The following is a 20,964-nucleotide window of genomic DNA, read 5'->3' on the forward strand; positions in this document are numbered from 1 at the left end:
CAGGCTACGCCAGAAAATCGTCGACGATCATCTCCGCAACTTTCACGAAGCGCGTCGCCGCACCGCCAGGCCCAGCACTTCGCCAGTTGGTCCGCGCGCCCTCAACCAGAAGCGTCAGCGCATCGACCAGAAGATCGGCGTCGGCGGCACCCGCAGCTTCGCAGAGCTCGATCAGGCGCTCCCGGTAAAGGTTGCGAAGGTCCTCGACGAACTGCCGCGCCGGATGGTCGACCTCGACCAGCTGGGCTGCGGCATCGAGAAGCTCGCAATTGCAATGTTCGACGGTGACGAATTCACCGGCGCAGCGGACCCAGTCGCGCAGCTGCGCCTTGGGATCATCAGGATTGGCGGCCTTGATGCCCTCCCAGAAGGCGTCGGCTTCGCTTGCTGCCTCCTTGAGGCAGACAAACACCAGATCGTCCTTCGAGCCGAAGTGGCGGTAGAGCGTCATCTTGTTGCTCTCGGCCGCCTCGGCGATGGCATCGACACCAATGCCCTTGATGCCGTGCTTTCGAAACAGGTCGCGCGCGGCGTCGATGATCCGTTCTCTCGGGGGACATCTGACAGCAATTGTCATCAACGTTTCCTCGCTTCCAATCTTGTCGCTGGAACGCCCTTGACAATGTTACCGAACCGTAACATTTATCCTGTTACTAGATAGTAACATCCACCTTCTGAAGTCAATATCGGGTTGTTCAATAGCGGCGCACGCTTGCGTGTGCCGCAACGGTTTTTCGTTGCCATCTCCCAGGGCAGCCATCGACCATCACGAGCCGCCTCGGAGAGAGCCATCATGGTCAACTTCTTCATCCTGCGGCCGATCTTCGCTTCGGCGATCGCCATCATCATGGTGCTGGCAGGCGCCATTTCCTATTTCCTCCTGCCCGTCTCGCAGTTTCCCGACATCACCCCGCCCCAGATCGTGGTTGCCGCCAACTATCCCGGCGCCAGCGCCCAGGTGGTGGCCGATACGGTGACGACGCCGCTCGAGCAGCAGCTGAACGGCGTGCCCGGCATGCTCTACATGTCGTCGACGAGCTCGAACGACGGCTCGGCGCGCATCACCATCTCGTTCCAGGTCGGTTATGACGTCGACATCGCCGCCATGGACGTCCAGAACCGCGTCTCGCAGGCGGCCCCCTCTTTGCCTGCCCTGGTCAACCAGGCCGGCGTGACCGTCATCAAGCAGAACCCGAACTTCAACGTGCTGGTCAATCTCAGCTCGCCGGACAAGTCGGTCGATTTCACCACTTTGTCGAACTACGCCTATCTGCAGATCCTCGACCCGATCAAACGGCTGCCCGGCGTCGGCGACGTCCAGTTCTTCGGCGAGCGCCGTTATTCCATGCGCGTCTGGCTCGACCCCGACAAGATGGCGAGCCTCGGCGTCACCGCCGTCGATGTCCAGAACGTCATCCAGGAGCAGAACATCCAGGTCGCGGCCGGCAAGATCGGCCAGTCGCCGGCGCCATCGGGAACGCCGTTCGAGATGCAGGTCAGTGCTGTCGGTCGCCTCAGCGACCCCGAGCAGTTCGGCGAGATCATCCTGCGCGTCGATCCTGAAACCCATGCCGCGATCCACCTGCGCGACGTGGCGCGTATCGAGCTCGGCGCGCTCTCCTACTCCTCGTCCTTCAGCCTCGACGGCGAAGACAGCGTCGTGCTCGCGGTGCTTCAGGCCCCGGGCTCCAACGCGCTCGACCTGCAGAGCAACGTCAAGGCCAAGATGGACGAGCTGTCGAAGCGCTTTCCCTCGGGCATGTCCTACAACATGTTCTACGACACCACCCGCTTCGTCTCCGCCGCCATGGACGACGTGGTCAAGACGCTGGTCGAAGCGCTGCTGCTCGTCGTTTTTGTCGTCTTCATCTTCCTGCAGAGCTGGCGCGCCACCATCATCCCGATCATCGCCATTCCGGTGTCGTTGATCGCCACCTTGACGGTGATGTATCTGCTCGGCTTCTCGCTCAACATGCTGTCGCTGCTCGGCATGGTGCTGGCCATCGGCCTTGTCGTCGACGACGCCATCGTCGTCGTCGAGAACGTCGAGCGCCAGCTCGAAGACGGCCATCCGCCGCTGGAGGCGACAAAGATCGCGATGAAGGAGGTCACCGGCCCGATCATCGCAACCACAGGCGTATTGCTCGCCGTCTTCGTCCCCGTCGCTTTCATCCCTGGCGTCGCCGGCCAGCTCTACAACCAGTTCGCGCTGACGGTTGCGATCTCCTTTGCCATCTCGGCCTTCAATTCGCTGACGCTCAGCCCGGCCTTGAGTGCGGTGTTCCTGCGCCATCGCGGCGCGCCGAAATTCATCCTGTTCCGCTGGTTCAATGCCGGCTTCCACTGGATGTCGAACGCCTATGCCGGCAGCATTCGCAGTTTCGTCAGATGGCGCTGGGCGTTCATGGGGCTGTTCGCGCTCGCTCTCGCCGCCACCTACGCCTTGTCCCAGCGCATTCCCTCCACCTTCCTGCCCGTCGAAGACCAGGGCTACTTCTTCGTCGTCCTGCAATTGCCCGACGGGGCCTCGGTGGAACGCACGGCAGCCGTGGCCAAGAAGTCGGAAGAGATCCTCCGCGCCCTGCCCGGCGTCGAAACCGTCGGCTCCGTCGTCGGCTTTTCCTTCCTCACCTTCGCCAACCAGTCGAATGCCGGTGTCCAGTTCGCCGTGCTCAAGCCCTGGGACGAGCGCGGGCCCGGCGAAAGTGCGACCGCGCTCAAGAACATCGCCCAGGGCAAGCTGATCCAGATTCCCGAAGCGCTGGTTTTGGCCTTCGACCCGCCCTCCATTCAGGGTCTGGGTGCGACGGGCGGCTTCGAGTTTCAGGTCGAGGACCTGACAGGCCGCGGTGCGGTCGCCCTCGACGAGGCGACGCAGGCACTGCTTGCCGAGGCCCGCAAGCAGCCGGAGCTGAACCCGTTCACTCTGTTCACGACCTTCAGCACCTCGACGCCGCAATATTCCTACGACCTCGACCGCAACAAGGCGAAGCTGCTCGGGCTCAACCTGCCCGACATCTTCTCGACGCTGCAGATCTATCTCGGCTCGCTTTATGTCAACGATTTCAACCTGTTCGGTCGCACCTTCCGCGTCACCCTTCAGGCCGAACAGCAGGCGCGCGCTGAGGCCACCGACATTTCGCGCCTGTATGTCCGCAGCACTACAGGCGACATGGTGCCGCTCAGCACGCTGGGCGCGCTGAAGGCGGTTTCGGGACCGGAAACGGTTACCCACTACAACAATTACCCCTCCGCACTCGTCAATGGTGCGGCCGCCCAAGGCTTCAGTTCGAGCCAGGCGGTCGCCGCCATGGAGCGTGTCGCGGCAACCGCCCTGCCCCGCGACTTCGCCTTCGAATGGACCGGCATCACCTATCAGGAGATCCGGGCCGGCTCGATCGCCAACCTCGTCTTCGGTCTCGCGATCGTCTTCTGCTTCCTGGTTTTGGCCATGCAGTATGAAAGCTGGTCGATGCCCTTCGTCGTGCTGCTCGCCGTGCCGCTCGCCCTGCTCGGCGCCCTGCTGGCGATCTGGCTGCGGGGCCTGCAGATCGACGTCTATTCGCAGATCGGCTTCGTCATGCTGATCGGCCTCGCCGCCAAGAATGCGATCCTGATCGTCGAGTTCGCCAAACGAAGGCGTGAAGAAGGCGTCGAGATCGTCGCCGCCGCCGTCGAAGCCGCGCGCCTCAGGCTGCGCCCGATCCTGATGACGGCCTTCGCCTTCATCCTGGGTGTCGTGCCGCTGATGCTGGCGTCGGGTGCCGGCGCAGCAAGCCGGCAGTCGATCGGCACCACCGTCTTCGGCGGCATGCTGATCGCCACCGTGCTGACGCTTGCCTTCGTGCCCATCTTCTACGTCGTCCTCGAAACCTGGCGTGAACGTTTCGCGCGGCGCTCGCAGCATCCCCATGTGGTCGAGCCGGCCGAATAATCAGGAGTATCCAGATGCGCATTTTCAAACTCGGCCTGAACACAAGCCTTCTCGCTCTGGCTGTGGCGGGCGGCTACCTGCTTGCTCAACATGGCTGGGGCGTCGGCAGCACGACTGCGGGCGCCGCACCCACTGTACAAGCTCCCCAGGCCATGCCGGTGCCGGTTGTCGGCGTGGTCAAGAAGACAATTCCCATCTATCTCGAATATGCCGCGCGCACCGAAGCCATCCGCAACGTGACTTTGCGCGCCAAGGCGTCGGGCTATCTGCAGGACCAGCCGGCATCCGACGGCGCCGACGTCAAGGAAGGCGACCTGCTCTACAGGATCGAGGCCTCGGACTATCAGGCAGCGCTTGATCAGGCCAAGGCTCAGATCGAGCGCGACCAGGCATCGCTCGAATACCTCAAGTCGAGCCTCACCCGCGGCAACCAGCTCGCCGACAATGGCTATCTGGCCAAGGACGGCTTCGACCAGCGCCGGAGCGCGGTGCGACAGGCTGAAGCTGCGCTCGCCATATCGCGTTCGGCCTTGCGGACAGCCGAGATCAATCTGAAAAACACCGAGATCCGCGCCCCCTTCGCCGGTCGCCTCGGCCGCAACCAGGCACCCGAAGGCACGCTGGTCACAAGTGCTGCCGGCACGCCGCTGAACAATCTCGTCCAGCTCTCGCCGATCTACATCACTTTCAACCCCGGCGAGACCGAACTGGCCGAGATCCAGAAGACCTTTGCCAACGGCACTGTCGACACAGAGGTCATCATCCCCGGCAGCGACAGCAAGCCGCGTGAGGGCAAGCTGACCTTCATCGACAATGCGGTGGAGCGCAACACCGGCACCATCGTCGCCCGCGCCACGATCGACAACCTCGATCTGTCGCTGCTCCCAGGCCAATATGTCCGCATCCGCCTGCACATCAGGGAACTGCCCAACGCGCTGATGGTGCCGCAGACGGCACTCGGCTCCAGCCAGTTCGGCAAATATGTCTATGTCGTCGGCAAGGACAATCTCGTCGAACAGCGCGTCGTCGCCCTCGGCCCCACCGACGGCGACCTGGTGACGCTGACGTCAGGCATCAAGGAAGGCGACAAGATCATCTCCGGCAACCTCCAGAAGATTTTCCCAGGCGCACCGGTGCAGCCGCTCGATGGCGGCGGCAGTTGATCGTGCTGGGTGACGCGCGCGGGAGATGCGGCAGTGGTGGGCGGCTTCGCGCCCTCATTCCAGACGTTCGTGGCATACACTAGCGGACGCAAGCGCGCTGGCAAACATGGACGAATCCCCTGACCGTCAGGCCTAGTTTGGCAGCAGTGACTAGCAGGCAGGTGCTTCTTTTATCAGGTGCCGATCATATATCGACGTGTCGCCAAACCTTGTCGCAATTGCTAGCACGACCGAATTGTACCGCTGGTCGAGGTACGGCCAGCCGTGGTCTGAGCCCCTGATATCTTGGGCGTGAAGAATCCGGAAGCTTGCTTGGGTTTCATCCTGCGGCGAGCGCTTCTTGAGCGTGGAGAGCACCTCAAGCGTGAACTCGGTGATCGTGGGCCTCTGCGTCGTTTCAAGCGCGAGGCAACTGCCGACCAACCTGTCGAGTTGCGCATCCCCAAGGCTGCGGGCCGGACGGCAGCCCTCTTCAAGCCACCGAACCCACATTCTATTCTTCTGCCAACGGTTAAAGACACCCTGGGTGCGATTACGCCACGGTCGCGTCGGCTGGCCGATTGGATGCTCCCCATAAGTCAGGAGCTCGTATGCGATTAGGCCAAGGGACCAGACTGACGTGTGCTGCCCTAGTGGCTCCCTTCTCCACTGCTCTGGCGCCATGTAAGCCTTCGTGCCACCGAACTCGCCGCACTCGTCCGCCAAGTTGGCACTGCCAAAGTCGGCAAGCTTTGGGATGCGCCATACCGACGCGTCAGGGAGGTCGTGGGCTACCCGCTTCAGGTCCTGCACAAATATGTTTTCAGGTTTGAGGTCTTGATGCGCCACAAGTCCTCGCGCGTGGCAGTGAGCGAGCGAGGACGAAAGATAAGCGAGCATCGCCAGACGGCCCTCAAAGTGGAACCTTGGGTCCTCAATCAGCGCGGCCAAGTCGCAGTCCCAGAATCGAAACCAGGCGATTGGGGTGTCGTGCACGAGATCGAAGTCGAACGGCCAGTGGACGAACTGGTGGTAATACATTGCTCGTTGCAGCCGCAGCTCGCGCAGGAATCGTGTTGCCGCCTCCTTCGGCGTGATCGATTTTGCGAGAGGTATCTTAGCGCACGCCTCGACCGTTCCGGCCTCATATCTGAAAATGCTTCCAGCGAAGCCGCCGGTGGCACCCAAATACATCCCAAGACTCCTGCGGCTCTGCAGAATGAGCTGCTGGACTTCGCGCGGCATGTCATGAAAGCTGTATTGGGGGGAGTCAGGCATCCCTTAGTCCTTGAGCTAAGATGAGTCGCGCGGCAAATCGGTTCCCGGGCGCCGTAGGTGCAGGAACGAATCCGAGTCTGTTGGCTTATCCTCGGCGGCTTAGATGAATTCGGACCCCTCGGTCATAGAGGCTGTCGTCACGCGTGCCCGAAAGCAGACATTGTCTTGGTAGCGACGTCACGCCTTTTGCGCGATGGAAGCAGTTATCGTAGGCCGTATGGCGTTTGCACTATAGAACAATCCTACAATAAGACTTTTCTGTGGGTTTTCGAGACTCTCGATAAATGGGGACTATTGGGTGGAGGAAGCGCCAAATGCAAAAGACTTCATTGATCGCGGCCTGCTCCCCGAAAATCTGCCCCCATCTTCACTTCAACGAAGCTTTGGCATCATTTTTCAGGTTCCGGCGCGGCCTATGGGATCACAGGAAAAGCGGTAGGCGATGCGGTAGGCGATCACGCGATCTACAATGCGAGCAAGCGAGGGGGACAGCGGCGCGTATTCGGCGTGCCTCATCCGGCTTTCGCTCGTGACCTTGGGCTGTTTTTTTGAGAAGCATTGGGCTGACCTTGCATCGCTGTTTGACAAATCGGCTGGCTCAGTTTCGAAACCCGTTATGATAAGTGCCGGTAATCGCCATGTCCGCCTGACATCGCATTCTGATCTACCTGAGTTGCGGCTTCGTGCGTTCTCGCGGTTCAAATTCTGCCTTGTGACCGACGTCGCCCGCTTTTTTCCTTCAGTTTACACTCACACGCTACTGTGGGCCATTAATGGTAAGGCGGCCGCCAAAACCGACACCTCCTCCACGTCGGCAGCCGTGTTCGGCAATCATCTTGACTTCATCCTGCGGAACTCACAGTCGAGACAAACTATTGGAATTCCAGTTGGGCCAGACACCTCAAAGATAATTGCTGAAGTGCTGCTATCAGCGGTCGACGACAATTTCCTATCTCGCTACCCCGCTACCGGCCGCCCAACCTACGTTCGACATGTCGATGACTATTGGGTTGCAGGAAACTCGCAAGAAGAGTGCGAACGGCACCTGTTTCACCTTCGGCTGGCACTCCGCGATTTCCAGTTGGACATCAACAAACGCAAGACGAAGATAATTTCAACCAAGCTAGTATTCGCTGATGACTGGCCATTTGAGTTCGACAAGGAACTCATCGAAAGCCGCGGGAGGGTTAACAAGCAGAAGAATGAAACTCTTTCGATCCTAGCAAAAATTACCGAAGTCGCGACAACATCGGGAGATGATGGGATCATCAGACATGCGATACGCCTGATAGATGACAACCGCCTTTGGGATCAGCAATGGGAGCTCCTCCAGCACTTCTTAGCCCAGTGCGCTGTGCGATTTCCACACTCGTTCGACTACGTTGCGCGGGCGATCGCTTGGCAGAAACGGTGAGGTGGCCACACCCGCGCTAGAAGCGGCCTTCGCCCTCAATTCAGACGTAAGAGCAACCTTTGCTTTTACCCCGAAAGCAGACAACCCAATTGACCGAAGACGGTAGCGGCTTCGCGCGTCCATTGTGGCCGCTTAATCCCATCGAAAATTCCAAAGAAGCTGACAACAGAGAATTCGGCGCGCGCAGCTACCCGCTTGCCTGCTTCTTTGAACGTTTCTGGCTGCGCCGGGCCTGAGCCGTGATCATTGTTTCTGGACGAGAAACATCCAGCACAACGACAGCCAGCTTATCCTTCAAACGTGGCGGGACGTCATTCATAAGCATCACATCAAGTGCCTCTGCACTTGATGGGAGCGCTTGCCCATCACTCCGGCCGGGAAGCGGAAATTCGGTGCCGAACCAAAAGATCAGGTAGATCCCAAACCCACCAGCGCCCGCATCGGCCGCATAGCCGGCAAGTTGTTCCAACGGCGCAGACCAGAGCTCCCTATTGTAATGACGCTTCGCCTCAATCGGCAGATTCTTGCCGGCGTGGCTCAGAAGCAGTACGTCGGCCCTGGTATTTTCGCCACGCCGTGCTTCAGGAAGACTGGCGACAATGCCGTATCTCTCAAGCCGAAACCGCAGGAGCTCAAGGAGCCGATCGCGGTCCTCGTTCTCGATCTGGGGTTTAGTTGCAGCCCCGTCCTTGTCCGTGTTCCAAAACCGCTTCCACGGGGTCTCACTGCCGGTCCGCAGCGTCGCTCGGTATCGATCGAGCTCTTCGAGAACCACCGCCGCAAGATCGGCCGGATTTGCTGGAGCGCCGCCGGCCAGCGCCGCGACAAGGTCGCTCACCGGGGGCGCGACATAGAGGTCATCCCGCATCATTCTGGCATGCTCTGCGGCGGCGTGAGCTAGCTGCGGCCTCCAACTTGGATGAATGTCTGAAGCCAGTGACTGTAGAACATCGCCAGCATCGGAGTTTTTGGACGCGCTCAAGCGGCGGATCGCGGCCCTGATGATGCCGCTGACGGCATTCAAGTGACGCCAATCATCGTCGTCGGCTGCATGCGCTTTTCCAAGAACCGCGATCCGGAAGCGATCCAGTAAATCGGGCTGCGGAGACCGTTCGTAGAATGCCTTGGCCAGATCCCCGTTCGGCCGCAACAACACGCCCTGTGCCTCTTGCTCAGAGAGTCCAGCGGAAATAGTTGCCGGATCGAGGGCCAGCGCGACAAAGGTCCAGATTTCCCGCTGTTCATGGCCAAGGTCGGATCGTTGCAGGGCTGATGCGACGAAGTGCGCCAAGTCTTCGGTGCCAAGCAAAGATGCGCCAGTGGCCAGCGCCTGCCGTAGCGCGGGCATCGGCAGGTGCGGTCGGTTCGACAGCAGCCTTTCGAGGCAGGCCGCGACCAGCCCATGCTCCTTGGCGTTCGCCAGATGATGAAGGCCATCCAGATCGTCATCTCCGGCGTCGAGGGCGGCGTTCCAGTACCGCAATATCTGGGTGACACCATGTTCCCGGTCCTCCGCAAGACGTTGAACCGCCCAGGTGGCAAGCGATGATCCTTCCTCGCCGCTGAAATAGTTTTGGCGCAGTCCGACGAGAGCGCAGACCAAAGGTGCCGCTGCAAGCTCGGCTTGTCGCCCATGCAACAGGCCCTGATGCAACCCAGCGGCGACGACCCATTCTTGCGGAAATGCCCCATTCGTCGCCTCGGCCCGGCCGAGGCTCTCGGCATCGAGCTTGCTGTCGGTGTGGATCGCGAACTGGACGAAACCATCTGCAATGGCGGCGGCAATCTCGGCATTGGTGTATTTCGCGACCCGGACGAGTGGATCGCCCTTCTTCGAGATCCTTGCATTGCGGTAGTGTCCAGCAGCCCAATTCAATACACCGAACTCGGTTGCTACGCCGCTGGCAATCGCGGCCAGCTTCGGGGTCAAGGCAGCGATATTGCTCTTCCGGGAAGCTTCAGTCTTGGCTTTCAGTTGGGCCTGGCGCCGCGCCTCCTGCTTTTTCCACTTGGCGTTCGGGTCGGAAAGCAGCGATTTTGTAAACTTCGCGTACCCACCCTCCTCTTTGAGAATGGCGACGACCTTGTCGCGCCATGTCGGCCAATGCGCCTCGCCTCGTGCAGAGTATGCGGCAATCTCAAATAGGCGCCTGCGCCCCGACCCTTTCGCCTCGGCCCGCGCCAGCGCAAAAAGCCCGTCAACCAGTGCCTCCGAAGGAAGCCGGCGCATTGTCGAGATGTAGTGATTGACAACGACCCAAGGTCTGTCGGTCGGTTCATCTGATCGCGACATGACGAGAAAAAAGTCGAGCTCCCGCCGCCGGGGGTCACGGTCCACCCACTTCTGCATCGCCTCGACCACAGAGCTGTCCAGCATGTCCCAGACGTGATCTCGGGCATTGTTTATCCAGGTCAACAAGCGGTCTGCCCCGATATCGGGAGATCGTTCAATCGCCGAGGCCAGTGCTTGGTCGATTAAGGATCGGACTTGCGATTTCTCTCGCAGTGCGCTCGTCATTCCCTGCGAAATTGGCAGATCAAATAGGTCCTCGGGAGCCGAGCGACGCAGCGCAGAGGCCAGCGCGGTCAACGCTCCACGGTCCTCAACTTCGTCATCATCATCCGATAGTGTGGGAAGTACGCTGAAGTCGGCCAGCAGATTGCGGATTTCAGATGACTCAATCGCGTCCGCCGGCATGCCTGAGAGAAGCAGCGCCCTTAGCCCCACTTGGCCGGCGCCGGCGGGCTGACGCTGCAATTCAACGATCATGGCCCGACGTGCGGCAGTTCGATCATCGCAGTCCCTGACAAGTACTTCTGCGGCGCGTTCCCGCATCCACAACGGCCGACCTTCATCGAGAACGATCGCATGAAGCTTGCGTTGAATGCCTTCTACTCGGGGCCCGTCCGCGAGGGCCTGCAGAACCGTGACCTGGAGATGACTGCGCACGTCCGTGTCGAGGATCGTCGCGAAATCTCCGGCCAGATCCTCGCCAGCCAGACTGCCAAGCACGGTCGCCTCCCCGTGCGAGGACAAGAAATAGGGATCGTCACTGTCGAGATTGAGGAGGATCGCTTTTCGTCCCGCGGTATCGAAAGCAGCGGCGTCGCCGTAGGCCAGCACGGTGACGGCGTCACGATCGATGAGACGGCGCGCGCCGTGCGCGTCTCCCTGCCTGTAAAGATGGGCCGCGAACCAGGCATATAGCCCACGAAGTTCGCTAGGTGCCCTCCGATCAGGACCGGTGATGAGCGCGATTGCGCGCCGCAATGGGAATATTGGATGGTTGCCAAAGCCGGTCACGATCCTTGCCAGGAAGCGCGCGGCGAGAAATTCCGCCACGGTACGATGGAAGGGCTGGAACACATGCCCCTCGCCACGAAACAATGCCGTGTCCAGCGTCGCATCAGCCAGGGCAGGCTGCAGATTGATCGCACTCGTGGTCAGAAACTCATTGGCGCCGCGCGAATGGGGCGGCGGAGCATTTGAGTGCCAGAACGCCTTGGCGCCCGAAGCGAGGGCGTAGAAGCACAGTCTCGAAGCGCTATCGACGATTGCTTCGACACTCGGTCGGGGGTCTGTGACGCGTTCAGGATCGTGCTCGTGGGCAAGCGCCCACGTAGCCGTTTCGAAGAGTTCGAAACGGCTACGTGGCCATATTCCTTCGGCGACGACCACCGAATGAAGCAATCGGAGGCTCAACGGGCTCTCGAGAAAGGCTTCCGCGCCGCGATTGCGTGCCTCAACGACGAAAGATCTTGGATCAGTGGCCCCAAGGGCCGTCAGGACTGCCCTGGCTTCACCGTTGTCCAAAGGCAGGAGGCGCGCCACGATGATCTCGCCGTTGTCGGCCGCCCGTCGCATGGCTGCGAGATCGGCAGCATCTCGCCAATCCTCTGCCCGGCAGGTAAGGCGCCAACGACGATTCTTGTTCGACGACAACGTATTGGCGAGTTGTAAGAGCTTGTCCTTGCCGTTCTCGCCCGTGCGATATTCGTCCAAGGCATCAAGATACATCGTCTCGCCGACGGGCAGCGGAGCGCCGTTCATCGCCTCTCGACAGGTGAAGACCTCGCCACCCTCGGCCGCCGCCTCGTAACGCAACGCTGTCGACTTGCCGAGCCCAGGCTCGCCGAGCAACACGACAAATGGTCGATCGCGCAGCGAGCTCAGAGGGTATTCGGTCGCTTCTGAAGCGCCATGAACAAGAACGCGTCGGTCAAGTGCTGCAGTCATCAGCAAGAAATACTGGCGCACCTGTCCGCGACAAAGAACAAAATGCGGCCTTTGGCGAGCGAGTTGTAATCCCTGTGGATTATCCGGCGTGCGTATGGGGCTGGCCAGCGAATGAACCAGTCACCCTAAGCTTCCCGCGATTCGCACTACCGTCAAGAGCACCAGCGCCGCCTGCCGGGCCTTTTGCCAAGACATCGTCGGCGCCGCGAACCATCGATCCGCGAAAGCTGCCCGTCTCCTCCCGGCCCCAACTTGGCCGGAAATCAGTTTCTTCTTCGGTCACAACCAGATTAATTCCATGTCATCAGCGTGACGCGTGCCTGTCCGCTCACGGGAGTACCAGCCCTGAAGTTTGACGTGGCCGGGCGAATTCACAGACATGAACGAAACCGAACGCCCAACACGGTCTCCGCTGTACAACAAGCAACCCTACTGCAAATCTTACTCGGCAGGATTTATGGTAAAACCACCTTGTGCAGTATTGGCGTGCGAGACTGCGCGCTTGGGATGATTCAGAAGGAGCCTCTCCGTCTGTGTAAGCTCTCGTTCGATCTCGTCAGGCAATCTGGCTATTGACTCGAGAATTACCGGAGCGCGCGCCATCATTTTGGCGAACGGTCCAAAGGCGCGCAGGGCAGCTGACGACATCATAAAGTGAGCCCCTCGCGAGTTGATCTCACTAATATGCGTTTGTATCAGACGATGGCCGTGTACCTTCAGAATTCCCGCGGCAACACTCATTGTTGGGTCGACCTGTCGCGCATGAGCGATATCAAAGCAAAGCCCAGCCTCCGGCAACACGTCGAAAAACTCTGTCAATTCATCTGCTGTGCGGCCAATGGATTTGCGAGAATCCATATTCTCCACACAGAGCTTAGCCCCAAGTCTCATCCATAGCGCTGGCGTATGAATCGTATCGGGATGAACTATTATGGGGAGGCCCATTTCCGCAACTGTAACCAACTGGTCTACCGTGGCTGCTTCGTCAGCAAAGTTGGTCGGCGCGTGAAAGCTGATATAGCTGTAGCGTCGATGTAGCTGCCTTAGTATTTTGGGCAGAGCAGTCAACAAACCAGCCAGCTCAACTGAGCGAAGAGCAGACAATTCGACAGCAGTCGCTTGGGTAGGTTCAAGTAGATCAAGCGCGGTTGCAAAATCGTCGAACGCGATAGCCCCGGTTGAGAACCCTATGACGGCCATCAAAAGACTCCATACTTGTGGACGAGGCGAGTAATGTCCTTATTCGTGTCGAACAACAGAGTCGTTAGGGCCGCGTCAAACTTCGTTGCAGTTTCTCGCGCCTCTAGGAAAACTGAATCCGTGTAAGCTTCCTCCGGCGAGAGTTTCTCCAGATATTTTCGGATGTCGTCATCATTTAGAAGCGCCAAGAAAGCATCGTAGCTGTCGAAAATCTCTGACTTCAAGGATGGCCCATATTGCTGGACAATACCGGCCAACGATTCCAACGGCGAACGCTGGGTCCAAGACATTAGATGGGCTATGAGATCCTGACGAAGCTGCTCGACGTCATTTCCGCGGTCCCCCAATGCCCAGGAAATGCACATGAAGAAGCCGGAGATGAACAAGAGCTTGCGTGACATCCTAAGTTTAATATTACGCAATGCCCATTTGTCACCCGCTCGAGCGCGATACTTATTGGCATAGTCGACTGCCATTGTTCGCCAGAACCGAACTACGTCGTTGAGCAAAAAGCGCGGAATCTTATCGTGACGCGTGTTGCCGGTGATGAAATTGGCGTCTTCTTCGACATACCTACCAAGGATTCCGCGGATAAGGCGTTCATGTGCAGCCTTTTGCGTAGAAGTACCGATGGCGGTTGACTCTAGGAGCAGCAACAGACGCCGGGTCATGTTCTTGTTTGTGTCTTCATCGCCACCAATGGCGTGGACGAGGTCATGGCTGAATATCATTCCGCCAAACATTTCGGTCGGACCGGGAACCTTATAGTTAGCGGTTCCGAGCGCAGCCCTTATGGAGTGTACGATTTCAAGATGCCCGGAATCGGCTCGCCCATCGATCAGCAGCGTCCAGTCGAGGTCACTGCCGAGTGTGAACTCCTCGCGGGCCAGCGACCCGAACACCACAAAGCTGACCTCGTCGGTCGTGAGTTCTTGAGCTACCAAACTGGCCAACTCTGACCACTTCTGCTCACTTAACGACTGCGCGGTTGCGACATTTCCCCAGCGGTCGGCGTCGGGCCCACGCAAGGCATCAAGGGCCGATTTTGACATAATGCAGGACCACCTTTCGAGACTCGCTCTTGATATAGCCCCTCGCTGCGCGATTGTCTTGGCTCACGTTCCCTTTTCCGAGATCGACAATGCGTCGCAGGCTGCAATCTCAGATCACGCCATAGTCAAAATAGGAGGTGCCGGCATTAGCAAGGCCGTCTTCAAGTCCGCTTTTGAAGCGCTGGCCAAATCAGTCGTCCTGACGACAATAGGGTCGCTTGCCCAATTGCAGCTATCCACTAAGCGCGACTTGAAAACTGACGGTCAGCAATCGACCCCAGAGCCGCCCCCACACATTTCGACGGACGCCCATCGCCACCACCACTTCCCGGCGTTCCCGCGAGGCCTTGAACGCCGCTCCGATGCAGGCGACGACGTGCATGCTTCGGCTGACACGGGCGGGTTGGTGCGGATGGCCGAGACGAAGGCCTGCCACTGACGAACGAGCCCGCGACCGGCTGCCGTGTCGCGGCCGAGCATATCGGCAAAGGGTGATAGACTCCACCGGCCAGTATGAGATGCTACGCGTGACGGCTGGATAGCGAGGGGGATCACGTGAGAGCGCTATGGATACTGCCCGCCATCGTCATAGCAGGCCCTGTGCTTGCGCAGACTTCGGACATCCCTGTCAACGAGTATGGCGAAGAGCAATATGGCGGAGACTATCTGCCAACCACATCTGCCAGGCTGGGTGAGTACTATATCGGCAGTCCCAACGCAGGCGTTGCCGTTCCCGAGGCGCTGCTGACACTGCCGCAAAGCGTCTTCCCCCGAACGAAAACGCTGTCGCTCCCTGCCGATCGGCAGACATTGCCCAACCTCACGCCCTTCAGCGTTCCGCTCAGGAAGGATTTCTCGCTCGGCGCCGACTTCAATGGCGGGTTCAGCGGTCGTCAGCAAATGGCGTCCAGCGACCCCAACGCTTCGTCGGACGCCATCATGTACGTCCACTATGTCGATGTGGGACAGGGTGCCGGCGCAATTCTCGAATTTCCATGTGGTGTTGCGCTGATCGACGTCGGCGGAGAGTGGTCCAGCGGCGGTGTCGACGGTGAGATCATGTTCAAGACCTATCTGGACACGTTTTTCCAAACACGGCCGTATCTGAACAACACAATTGACGTGGTGTTCCTAAGCCATCCCCACGCCGACCACCTGAACGGCGCGGCGTTGCTGCTTCCGGAGGCTGGCGGCGCCTACACCATCAAGAACGTTGTCGACAACGGTTTCGAGGGCACCAGCGGAATGCTTGCCAAACAGGCGAAGTTCCACAAGACCGCGGCCGAGCTTGGCGCTGGGTACACTGGAGTCACAGTGGCTCCACAGGTGACAGCTACGGGTGTAACCAATGCCAACATCGATCCCTTCGCCTGCAAGGGCGTCGATCCCATAATCACCGCATTCTGGGGAGGCCGCGCCGAGCTTGCAGGCAGCGGCGATTACAGGAACCCGAACAATCACAGTGTCGTCGTCCGCGTGGACTTCGGCCGCGCCTCGTTCTTGTTTGTGGGGGATCTGGAAGACAAGGGTGTGGCCGACATGCTCGACCAATACAGCACGAACCCTGGCGTCTTCGATGCGGACGTCTATCTCGTCAGCCATCACGGCGCGGATCAAGAGACAACAGACCAGATGCTCGCCGCAGTCACGCCGCGTATTGCTGTCCTCTCGATGGGCAAGGCGAACAGCCCCGACGGCTTCAGGTACGGCCACCCTCGCATTGCGACCCTGGATGCACTGCAACAGCCGCCGGCCATCGTCTCAAACAGTTTGCCCGGCGGCCCGGTGACGGTTCTTGCTTCCCCCGCCGAGAAATCCACCTTCGAACCGTACGAACTTACAAAAGAAATCTACGGAACGGGTTGGGCAGGCACCATTGTCATGCAGGCAACTTCAGGCGGGGTATATCAGGTGGGGAACACACCTGCGCGGTAACTGTCGCAAAGACCTAGGCTTTTGCACTGGATGAAGCCGGATCGAGGCCGGCCTGCGGCATCAATCCTCCTCGACCCCCGGAAAAGACATGATCGACAGGAAGCGGATCGGCAGCCTGGTCAGTTGCGCGGGGCCGTGCGGGGTGTCGGCGTCGAAGAACAGGCTGTCGCCGGGGGCCATGTGGAAGAGTTTGGTGCCGTGCCGGTAGGTGACCTCGCCGTCGAGCAGATAGAGGAAGCCCATGCCCGTATGCTGAAACAGCGGGAAGGCGTCGGTCTTGCTGGTCAAGGTGACGAGGTAGGGTTCGACCGACACCGCGCCGGACGTCGATCCGATATGGCCGAGCAGCGTGTAGTGAAGGCCGGCGCGCCCGCCGCGCCGCTCCATCTCGACCCCCGCGCCTGCCCGGACGAAAACAGCGCTGCGTTCTTCCTCGAAGCTCTTGAGCAGTGCCGTCATCGGCACGCCGAGCGCCTGCGACAGGGCCTGCAGCGTGGTCAGTGATGCCGAGATGAGGCCGTTTTCGATCTTCGACATCATGCTGACCGAGATCTTTGCGGCACAGGCAAGCTCGGTGGCCGACATGCCATGACGCTTGCGGCAGGCCCTGACCTCGCGCCCGATCGCCGCCTGCAGCTCGTTTTCGCCGCGCGGGCGCACCGCATGCGGATCCTGGTGCAACCCGACCGGAGCGGTTTTCCTGGCGAAACCCGCGACGGGTTGCGCGGCCAAGGCCGTGGAGCGCGCCGGGCGCAAGAGAACTGAACTGCTCATCCTGACACCTCATTGCTGTTGTCTTTGGACGGTGCCGCCACAGAGCGGCGCCCGTCCGGGCCGGCCTCACACGAGGCCCGTCACCACGCCGATGCCGGCGAAGGCGACCAGCGCCCCGATCGACCGGACGACCATGGCCCTTCGTGCGCCCGCCTTGCCGTCGAGCGCCAGACCGACGCCAAGCCCCGCCGCATGCAGGAGAGCCGTCGCCAGAGCAAAACCCGCGCCATAGGCCAGGCCGCTGGCGCTCTCGGGCATCTCGGCGCCATGGGCATAACCGTGAAAGACCGCAAAGAAACCGACCAGCGCCATCGCCACCGTCACGCCCGCCTGCAGGTTGAAGGCGACGACGCCGCCAAGAACGACGATGGACAGGCCGATGCCGAGCTCGACGAAGGGCACGCCGACACCGGCAAAACCAAGGGCGCCGCCCGCCACCATCGCAGCCAGGAAGCTTGCCGGCACCAGCCAGCGGGCGCGGCCGCCGAGCTGGGCGGCAAACAGGCCGACCATCACCATGGCAAGCACATGGTCGAGCCCGCCAAGGGGGTGGGCAAAGCCATGGGCGAAACCGTCGACATGGCCAAGGCCGGTGTGGGCGTCAGCCAGGCCTGGGGCGAGCGCGAAGGCTGCCACGGCCGCGAACCTGACGAGAGACTTGGTATTCATGGTCTGCTTCCTTTTTCGATATTGGGTGCGAAAACAAAACTCACTTGCGCCGCGGCACGGGTTGCTGGCCAAAGGCTGCCACCACGGCACATGCAAACAGGCTTTCGGCGATGTTGCGCGCGGCAATGGCATCCGCTGCCAGGCAGCGCACGCCCCAGCCGGCACCGTTGGGCAGTGCCGTGATGCCCACGACCTGGCGTTCCGCCCGGCCAAGGGCGGCCAGCTCGTTTGCGGTGGGAAGCCTCTCGGGCGCGCCTAAAAGCATGAAGCTTGACACGACCTTCCAGCCGCCGATGGGCGATGTCGTTGCGGCGAGGTCTGAGCCAGTGAGATCTGGGCCGGCGAGGTCTGGGCCGGCAATGTCGAGCCCGGCAATATCGAAATTGTCGCGGACGAGCAGCCGGCCGTCAGCGTCGCGAATGTCGACTTTTGCTTTAAGGCGCGCAAATGCACGGCCTCGGCCTTCGGGGTCGTGCAAAGCGAAGGCGTCGGACAACAGCAGCACCGCGCCGGGTGCGAGCCTGGCCTGGGTAACACTCGAACAGGCGGCACCGGGAAACAGCACCAGCGGATCGGGCGTCAGCGCCAGGAACGCGTCCTCTTCAAGGACGATCTCGGTTGTCTGCTGCGCCGGCTGGCCATGGCAGTCATGCACGACGGTCGCCGCCTGGGTGGTGACGTGGCAGGCGGCCTGCGCCCCGATGTCGAAGCGGCTCGCAAGCCGGTCGTCGCGGTAAAGCCCCCCCGAAGACGACTGCTGGTAGACGGTCAGCAGCGAGGGAATGGCGGCATCGAGCGCAAACGGCCGCGTCATGTGGAACGGGTAGGAGACGTATTGGCGGCCGATATGGCTGCGCGCGCCGTGGCGCGACAGCGCCAGCTCGAAGCGACCGCTTCGCGCCCCGGCCTGACGCGGCGCAGGCGCGCGGACGGCATGAGGTTGCGGCCAATGGCTCGTCATCTGAACAACACGTCGGTTACGATGCGGTCGGCGATCGCACCGACCCCGTCATTGCTGCGGCAGTTGGTGAGCGCCATCGGCCGGCCGGCCCGGGCGGCGGTGGCCTGTGCCGCCATGGCCGCAAGATCGACCCCGACATAGGGTGCAAGATCGGTCTTGTTGACGACAAGCAGATCGCATTTGAGCACGCCGGGACCGTTCTTGCGCGGAATGTCGTCGCCGCCGGCAACGTCGATGACGAACATCCACCAGTCGACGAGATCGAGCGAGAAGGTCGAGGCGAGATTGTCGCCGCCGCTCTCGATGAGGATCAGCTCGACATCGGGAAACAGCGCCTCCAGATCGTCGGCTGCGGCGATGTTGAGCGTCGGGTCCTCGCGGATGACCGTGTGCGGGCACGCGCCTGCCTCGACGGCTGCGACGCGCGCCGGATCGATCAGGCCCGAGCGGCGGATGCGCTCGGCGTCCTCGGCCGTCACCAGATCGTTGGTGACGATTGCCAGCGACACGCCGCGTTCGGCAAAGGCCGGGATCAGGCGTTCGATCAGTGCGGTCTTGCCGGAGCCGACCGGGCCGCCGATGCCGATGCGGGCAGCACCGACGCGCGAGGAAGACACGGAGTAAGAAGACGTCCTGATATCCATGATATCACCTCAGCATGTAGCGTTGGGTCAGCGGCAGCTCGTGCGCCGGCTCGCAGGTGGCGAGTTCGCCGTCGACAAAGACGTCGAAGGTCTGCGGGTCGACGCGGATGTTGGGACAGGCGTCGTTGTGCAGCATGTCCTTCTTCGACAGGGCGCGATTGCCGCGCGACGGCAGCAGCGCCTTCTTCAGGTCGAGCGTCGAGGCAAGCCCCCGTTCGATGGCCAGCGGATTGACGAAACAGGCCGACAGCGCCTGCTTGGCCCGGCCGAAGGCGCCCCATTGCGGGCGCAGCAAAAGCGGCTCGCAGGTCATCAGCGAAGCAGCGCTGTCGCCCATGGCGCCCCAGGCGATGAAGCCGCCCTTGATCACCAGTTCCGGCTTGATGCCGAAGAAGGCCGGCCGCCAGATGACGATGTCGGCCATCTTGCCGTCCTCGAGCGAACCGACATGTTCGGCGATGCCGAAGGTGCGGGCCGCATTGATGGTGTATTTGGCGACATAGCGCTTGATGCGCTCATTGTCGCCGAAGCGTGTCGCCTCCTCGGGCAGGCGGCCGCGCTGCTTCTTCATCTTGTCGGCGAGCTGCCAGGTCCGGCAGATCACCTCGTTGATGCGGCCCATGCCCTGGCTGTCGGAGCCGAGCATCGAGATCGCGCCGATGTCGTGCAGGATGTCTTCGGCGGCGATCGTCTGGGCGCGGATGCGGCTTTCGGCAAAGGCGACATCTTCCGGGATGGCCGGGTTGAGGTGATGGCACACCATCGTCATGTCGAGATGTTCGTCGAAGGTGTTGACCGTGTAGGGATTGGTCGGATTGGTCGACGACGGCAGGCACCACGGCACGCCCGCAACGCTGATGATGTCGGGCGCATGGCCGCCCCCTGCCCCTTCGGTGTGGTACATGTGGATGGTGCGGCCGTTGATGGCGGCGAGCGTGTCTTCGAGGAAGCCGGATTCGTTGAGCGTGTCGGTGTGGATCTGCACCGGAAAGTCGAGCTGATCGGCCACCGTCAGGCAGGTGTCGATCGAGGCCGGCATGGTGCCCCAGTCCTCATGCAGCTTGAGGCCGAGGCAGCCGGTCTCGATCTGCTCGACCAGCGAGGCCGGCCGGTGCGAATTGCCGCGGCCAAGGAAGCCGAAATTGATCGGCCATTGCTCGGCTGCCTGCAGCATCTTGCCGACATTGAACGGACCGCCGCAATCGATGCCGACGGTGATCGGCCCAAGCGAGCCGCCGAGCATGGTGGTGATGCCGGAGGCAATGGCATGGTCGCACAATTGCGCGCTGTCGAAATGCACATGCACGTCGAGCGCACCGGCGGTGGCGATCAGGCCCTCGCAGTCGCGCACCGTGGTTGCCGCCGACACGATCAGGCGCGGATCGACGCCGTCCATGATCGCCGGATTGCCGGCCTTGCCGATGCCGACGATCTTGCCGTCCCTGATGCCGAGATCGCCCTTGACGATGCCGACCACCGCATCGATCACGGTGACGTTGCACAACAGGAAGTCGAGCGCGCCCTCGGCACTGGTGACGCCGGCGGCAAGGCCTGCGCCGTCGCGCAGCGTCTTGCCGCCGCCATGCAGGCATTCGTCGCCATAGACGGCAAAATCCTTCTCGACCACGGCAACAAGCGAGGTGTCGCCGAGGCGAAAGCCATCGCCTGTTGTCGGGCCATACATGGCCGCATAGTCGCGGCGTGACAGGGTTGCCATGATCGTT

General features: G+C 61.1%; 14 protein-coding genes and 1 pseudogene. 4 read left to right on the forward strand and 11 right to left on the reverse strand.

Going from position 1 to position 20,964, the window contains the following annotated elements:
- Positions 1-4: 4 nt before the first annotated feature.
- Entirely contained in the window at positions 5-577 is a 573-nt protein-coding gene (locus NDO48_RS05185; RefSeq protein WP_267320977.1) for a TetR/AcrR family transcriptional regulator, read from the reverse strand.
- 216 nt (positions 578-793) lie between these two features.
- Between NDO48_RS05185 and NDO48_RS05190 the strand changes: the two genes are divergently transcribed.
- Both NDO48_RS05190 and NDO48_RS05195 read left to right on the forward strand, forming a co-directional pair.
- Positions 794-3,934: an efflux RND transporter permease subunit gene (locus tag NDO48_RS05190; protein ID WP_267320978.1), complete on the forward strand. Its 3,141-nt coding sequence runs from the start codon at positions 794-796 to the stop codon at positions 3,932-3,934.
- Between the two features lie 14 nt (positions 3,935-3,948).
- The gene (locus NDO48_RS05195; protein WP_267320979.1) at positions 3,949-5,097 is read left to right on the forward strand and encodes an efflux RND transporter periplasmic adaptor subunit; all 1,149 of its coding nucleotides are present in this window, start codon (positions 3,949-3,951) and stop codon (positions 5,095-5,097) included.
- A 150-nt stretch (positions 5,098-5,247) separates the two neighbouring features.
- Here NDO48_RS05195 and NDO48_RS05200 read toward each other — a convergent pair whose 3' ends face one another.
- Positions 5,248-6,354, reverse strand: coding sequence for a serine/threonine protein kinase (locus NDO48_RS05200; RefSeq protein ID WP_267320980.1), 1,107 nt, complete (start codon positions 6,352-6,354; stop codon positions 5,248-5,250).
- Positions 6,355-6,823: 469 nt separating this feature from the next.
- Between NDO48_RS05200 and NDO48_RS05205 the strand changes: the two genes are divergently transcribed.
- The gene (locus NDO48_RS05205) at positions 6,824-7,768 is read left to right on the forward strand and encodes an RNA-directed DNA polymerase (protein WP_267320981.1); all 945 of its coding nucleotides are present in this window, start codon (positions 6,824-6,826) and stop codon (positions 7,766-7,768) included.
- A gap of 187 nt (positions 7,769-7,955) precedes the next feature.
- Here the strand turns inward: NDO48_RS05205 and NDO48_RS05210 are convergent, their stop codons facing one another.
- From NDO48_RS05210 to NDO48_RS05225, 4 genes and pseudogenes are all read right to left on the reverse strand, one after another.
- Positions 7,956-12,011: an NACHT domain-containing protein gene (locus NDO48_RS05210; RefSeq protein WP_267320982.1), complete on the reverse strand. Its 4,056-nt coding sequence runs from the start codon at positions 12,009-12,011 to the stop codon at positions 7,956-7,958.
- Between the two features lie 435 nt (positions 12,012-12,446).
- A complete protein-coding gene (locus NDO48_RS05215) occupies positions 12,447-13,205 on the reverse strand; it encodes a hypothetical protein (protein WP_267320983.1) in 759 nt (252 codons plus the stop codon).
- Positions 13,205-14,257: a DUF294 nucleotidyltransferase-like domain-containing protein gene (locus tag NDO48_RS05220; protein WP_267320984.1), complete on the reverse strand. Its 1,053-nt coding sequence runs from the start codon at positions 14,255-14,257 to the stop codon at positions 13,205-13,207. The genes NDO48_RS05215 and NDO48_RS05220 overlap by 1 nt, the downstream gene beginning before the upstream one ends.
- A gap of 232 nt (positions 14,258-14,489) precedes the next feature.
- Positions 14,490-14,710, reverse strand: a pseudogene (locus tag NDO48_RS05225) (hypothetical protein); the annotation flags it as partial.
- Between the two features lie 147 nt (positions 14,711-14,857).
- Between NDO48_RS05225 and NDO48_RS05230 the strand changes: the two are divergent.
- The gene (locus NDO48_RS05230; protein ID WP_267320985.1) at positions 14,858-16,192 is read left to right on the forward strand and encodes a ComEC/Rec2 family competence protein; all 1,335 of its coding nucleotides are present in this window, start codon (positions 14,858-14,860) and stop codon (positions 16,190-16,192) included.
- A gap of 60 nt (positions 16,193-16,252) precedes the next feature.
- Here the strand turns inward: NDO48_RS05230 and NDO48_RS05235 are convergent, their stop codons facing one another.
- The 5 genes from NDO48_RS05235 to ureC form a co-directional block, all read right to left on the reverse strand.
- Positions 16,253-16,966, reverse strand: a complete 714-nt coding sequence (locus NDO48_RS05235; protein WP_267320986.1) for a helix-turn-helix domain-containing protein — start codon at positions 16,964-16,966, stop codon at positions 16,253-16,255.
- Positions 16,967-17,032: 66 nt separating this feature from the next.
- Positions 17,033-17,635, reverse strand: coding sequence for a HupE/UreJ family protein (locus NDO48_RS05240; protein WP_267320987.1), 603 nt, complete (start codon positions 17,633-17,635; stop codon positions 17,033-17,035).
- A 40-nt stretch (positions 17,636-17,675) separates the two neighbouring features.
- Positions 17,676-18,596, reverse strand: coding sequence for an urease accessory protein UreD (locus NDO48_RS05245; RefSeq protein ID WP_267320988.1), 921 nt, complete (start codon positions 18,594-18,596; stop codon positions 17,676-17,678).
- Entirely contained in the window at positions 18,593-19,240 is a 648-nt protein-coding gene (gene ureG / locus NDO48_RS05250) for an urease accessory protein UreG (protein ID WP_267320989.1), read from the reverse strand. The genes NDO48_RS05245 and ureG overlap by 4 nt, the downstream gene beginning before the upstream one ends.
- A gap of 4 nt (positions 19,241-19,244) precedes the next feature.
- On the reverse strand, positions 19,245-20,957 hold the full coding sequence (ureC, locus tag NDO48_RS05255) for an urease subunit alpha (protein WP_267320990.1): 1,713 nt from the start codon (positions 20,955-20,957) through the stop codon (positions 19,245-19,247).
- Positions 20,958-20,964 lie beyond the last annotated feature (7 nt).

This window comes from Aminobacter sp. MET-1, assembly GCF_026521175.1.
GTDB lineage: Bacteria > Pseudomonadota > Alphaproteobacteria > Rhizobiales > Rhizobiaceae > Aminobacter.

Bases quoted from the DNA above. Each gene is read 5' to 3' on its own strand.
- NDO48_RS05185 (WP_267320977.1), bottom strand. From the start codon at position 577: ATGACAATTGCTGTCAGATGTCCCCCGAGAGAACGGATCATCGACGCC.
- NDO48_RS05190 (WP_267320978.1), top strand. From the start codon at position 794: ATGGTCAACTTCTTCATCCTGCGGCCGATCTTCGCTTCGGCGATCGCC.
- NDO48_RS05195 (WP_267320979.1), top strand. From the start codon at position 3,949: ATGCGCATTTTCAAACTCGGCCTGAACACAAGCCTTCTCGCTCTGGCT.
- NDO48_RS05200 (WP_267320980.1), bottom strand. From the start codon at position 6,354: ATGCCTGACTCCCCCCAATACAGCTTTCATGACATGCCGCGCGAAGTC.
- NDO48_RS05205 (WP_267320981.1), top strand. From the start codon at position 6,824: ATGCGAGCAAGCGAGGGGGACAGCGGCGCGTATTCGGCGTGCCTCATC.
- NDO48_RS05215 (WP_267320983.1), bottom strand. From the start codon at position 13,205: ATGGCCGTCATAGGGTTCTCAACCGGGGCTATCGCGTTCGACGATTTT.
- NDO48_RS05220 (WP_267320984.1), bottom strand. From the start codon at position 14,257: ATGTCAAAATCGGCCCTTGATGCCTTGCGTGGGCCCGACGCCGACCGC.
- NDO48_RS05235 (WP_267320986.1), bottom strand. From the start codon at position 16,966: ATGAGCAGTTCAGTTCTCTTGCGCCCGGCGCGCTCCACGGCCTTGGCC.
- NDO48_RS05240 (WP_267320987.1), bottom strand. From the start codon at position 17,635: ATGAATACCAAGTCTCTCGTCAGGTTCGCGGCCGTGGCAGCCTTCGCG.
- NDO48_RS05245 (WP_267320988.1), bottom strand. From the start codon at position 18,596: ATGACGAGCCATTGGCCGCAACCTCATGCCGTCCGCGCGCCTGCGCCG.
- ureG (WP_267320989.1), bottom strand. From the start codon at position 19,240: ATGGATATCAGGACGTCTTCTTACTCCGTGTCTTCCTCGCGCGTCGGT.
- ureC (WP_267320990.1), bottom strand. From the start codon at position 20,957: ATGGCAACCCTGTCACGCCGCGACTATGCGGCCATGTATGGCCCGACA.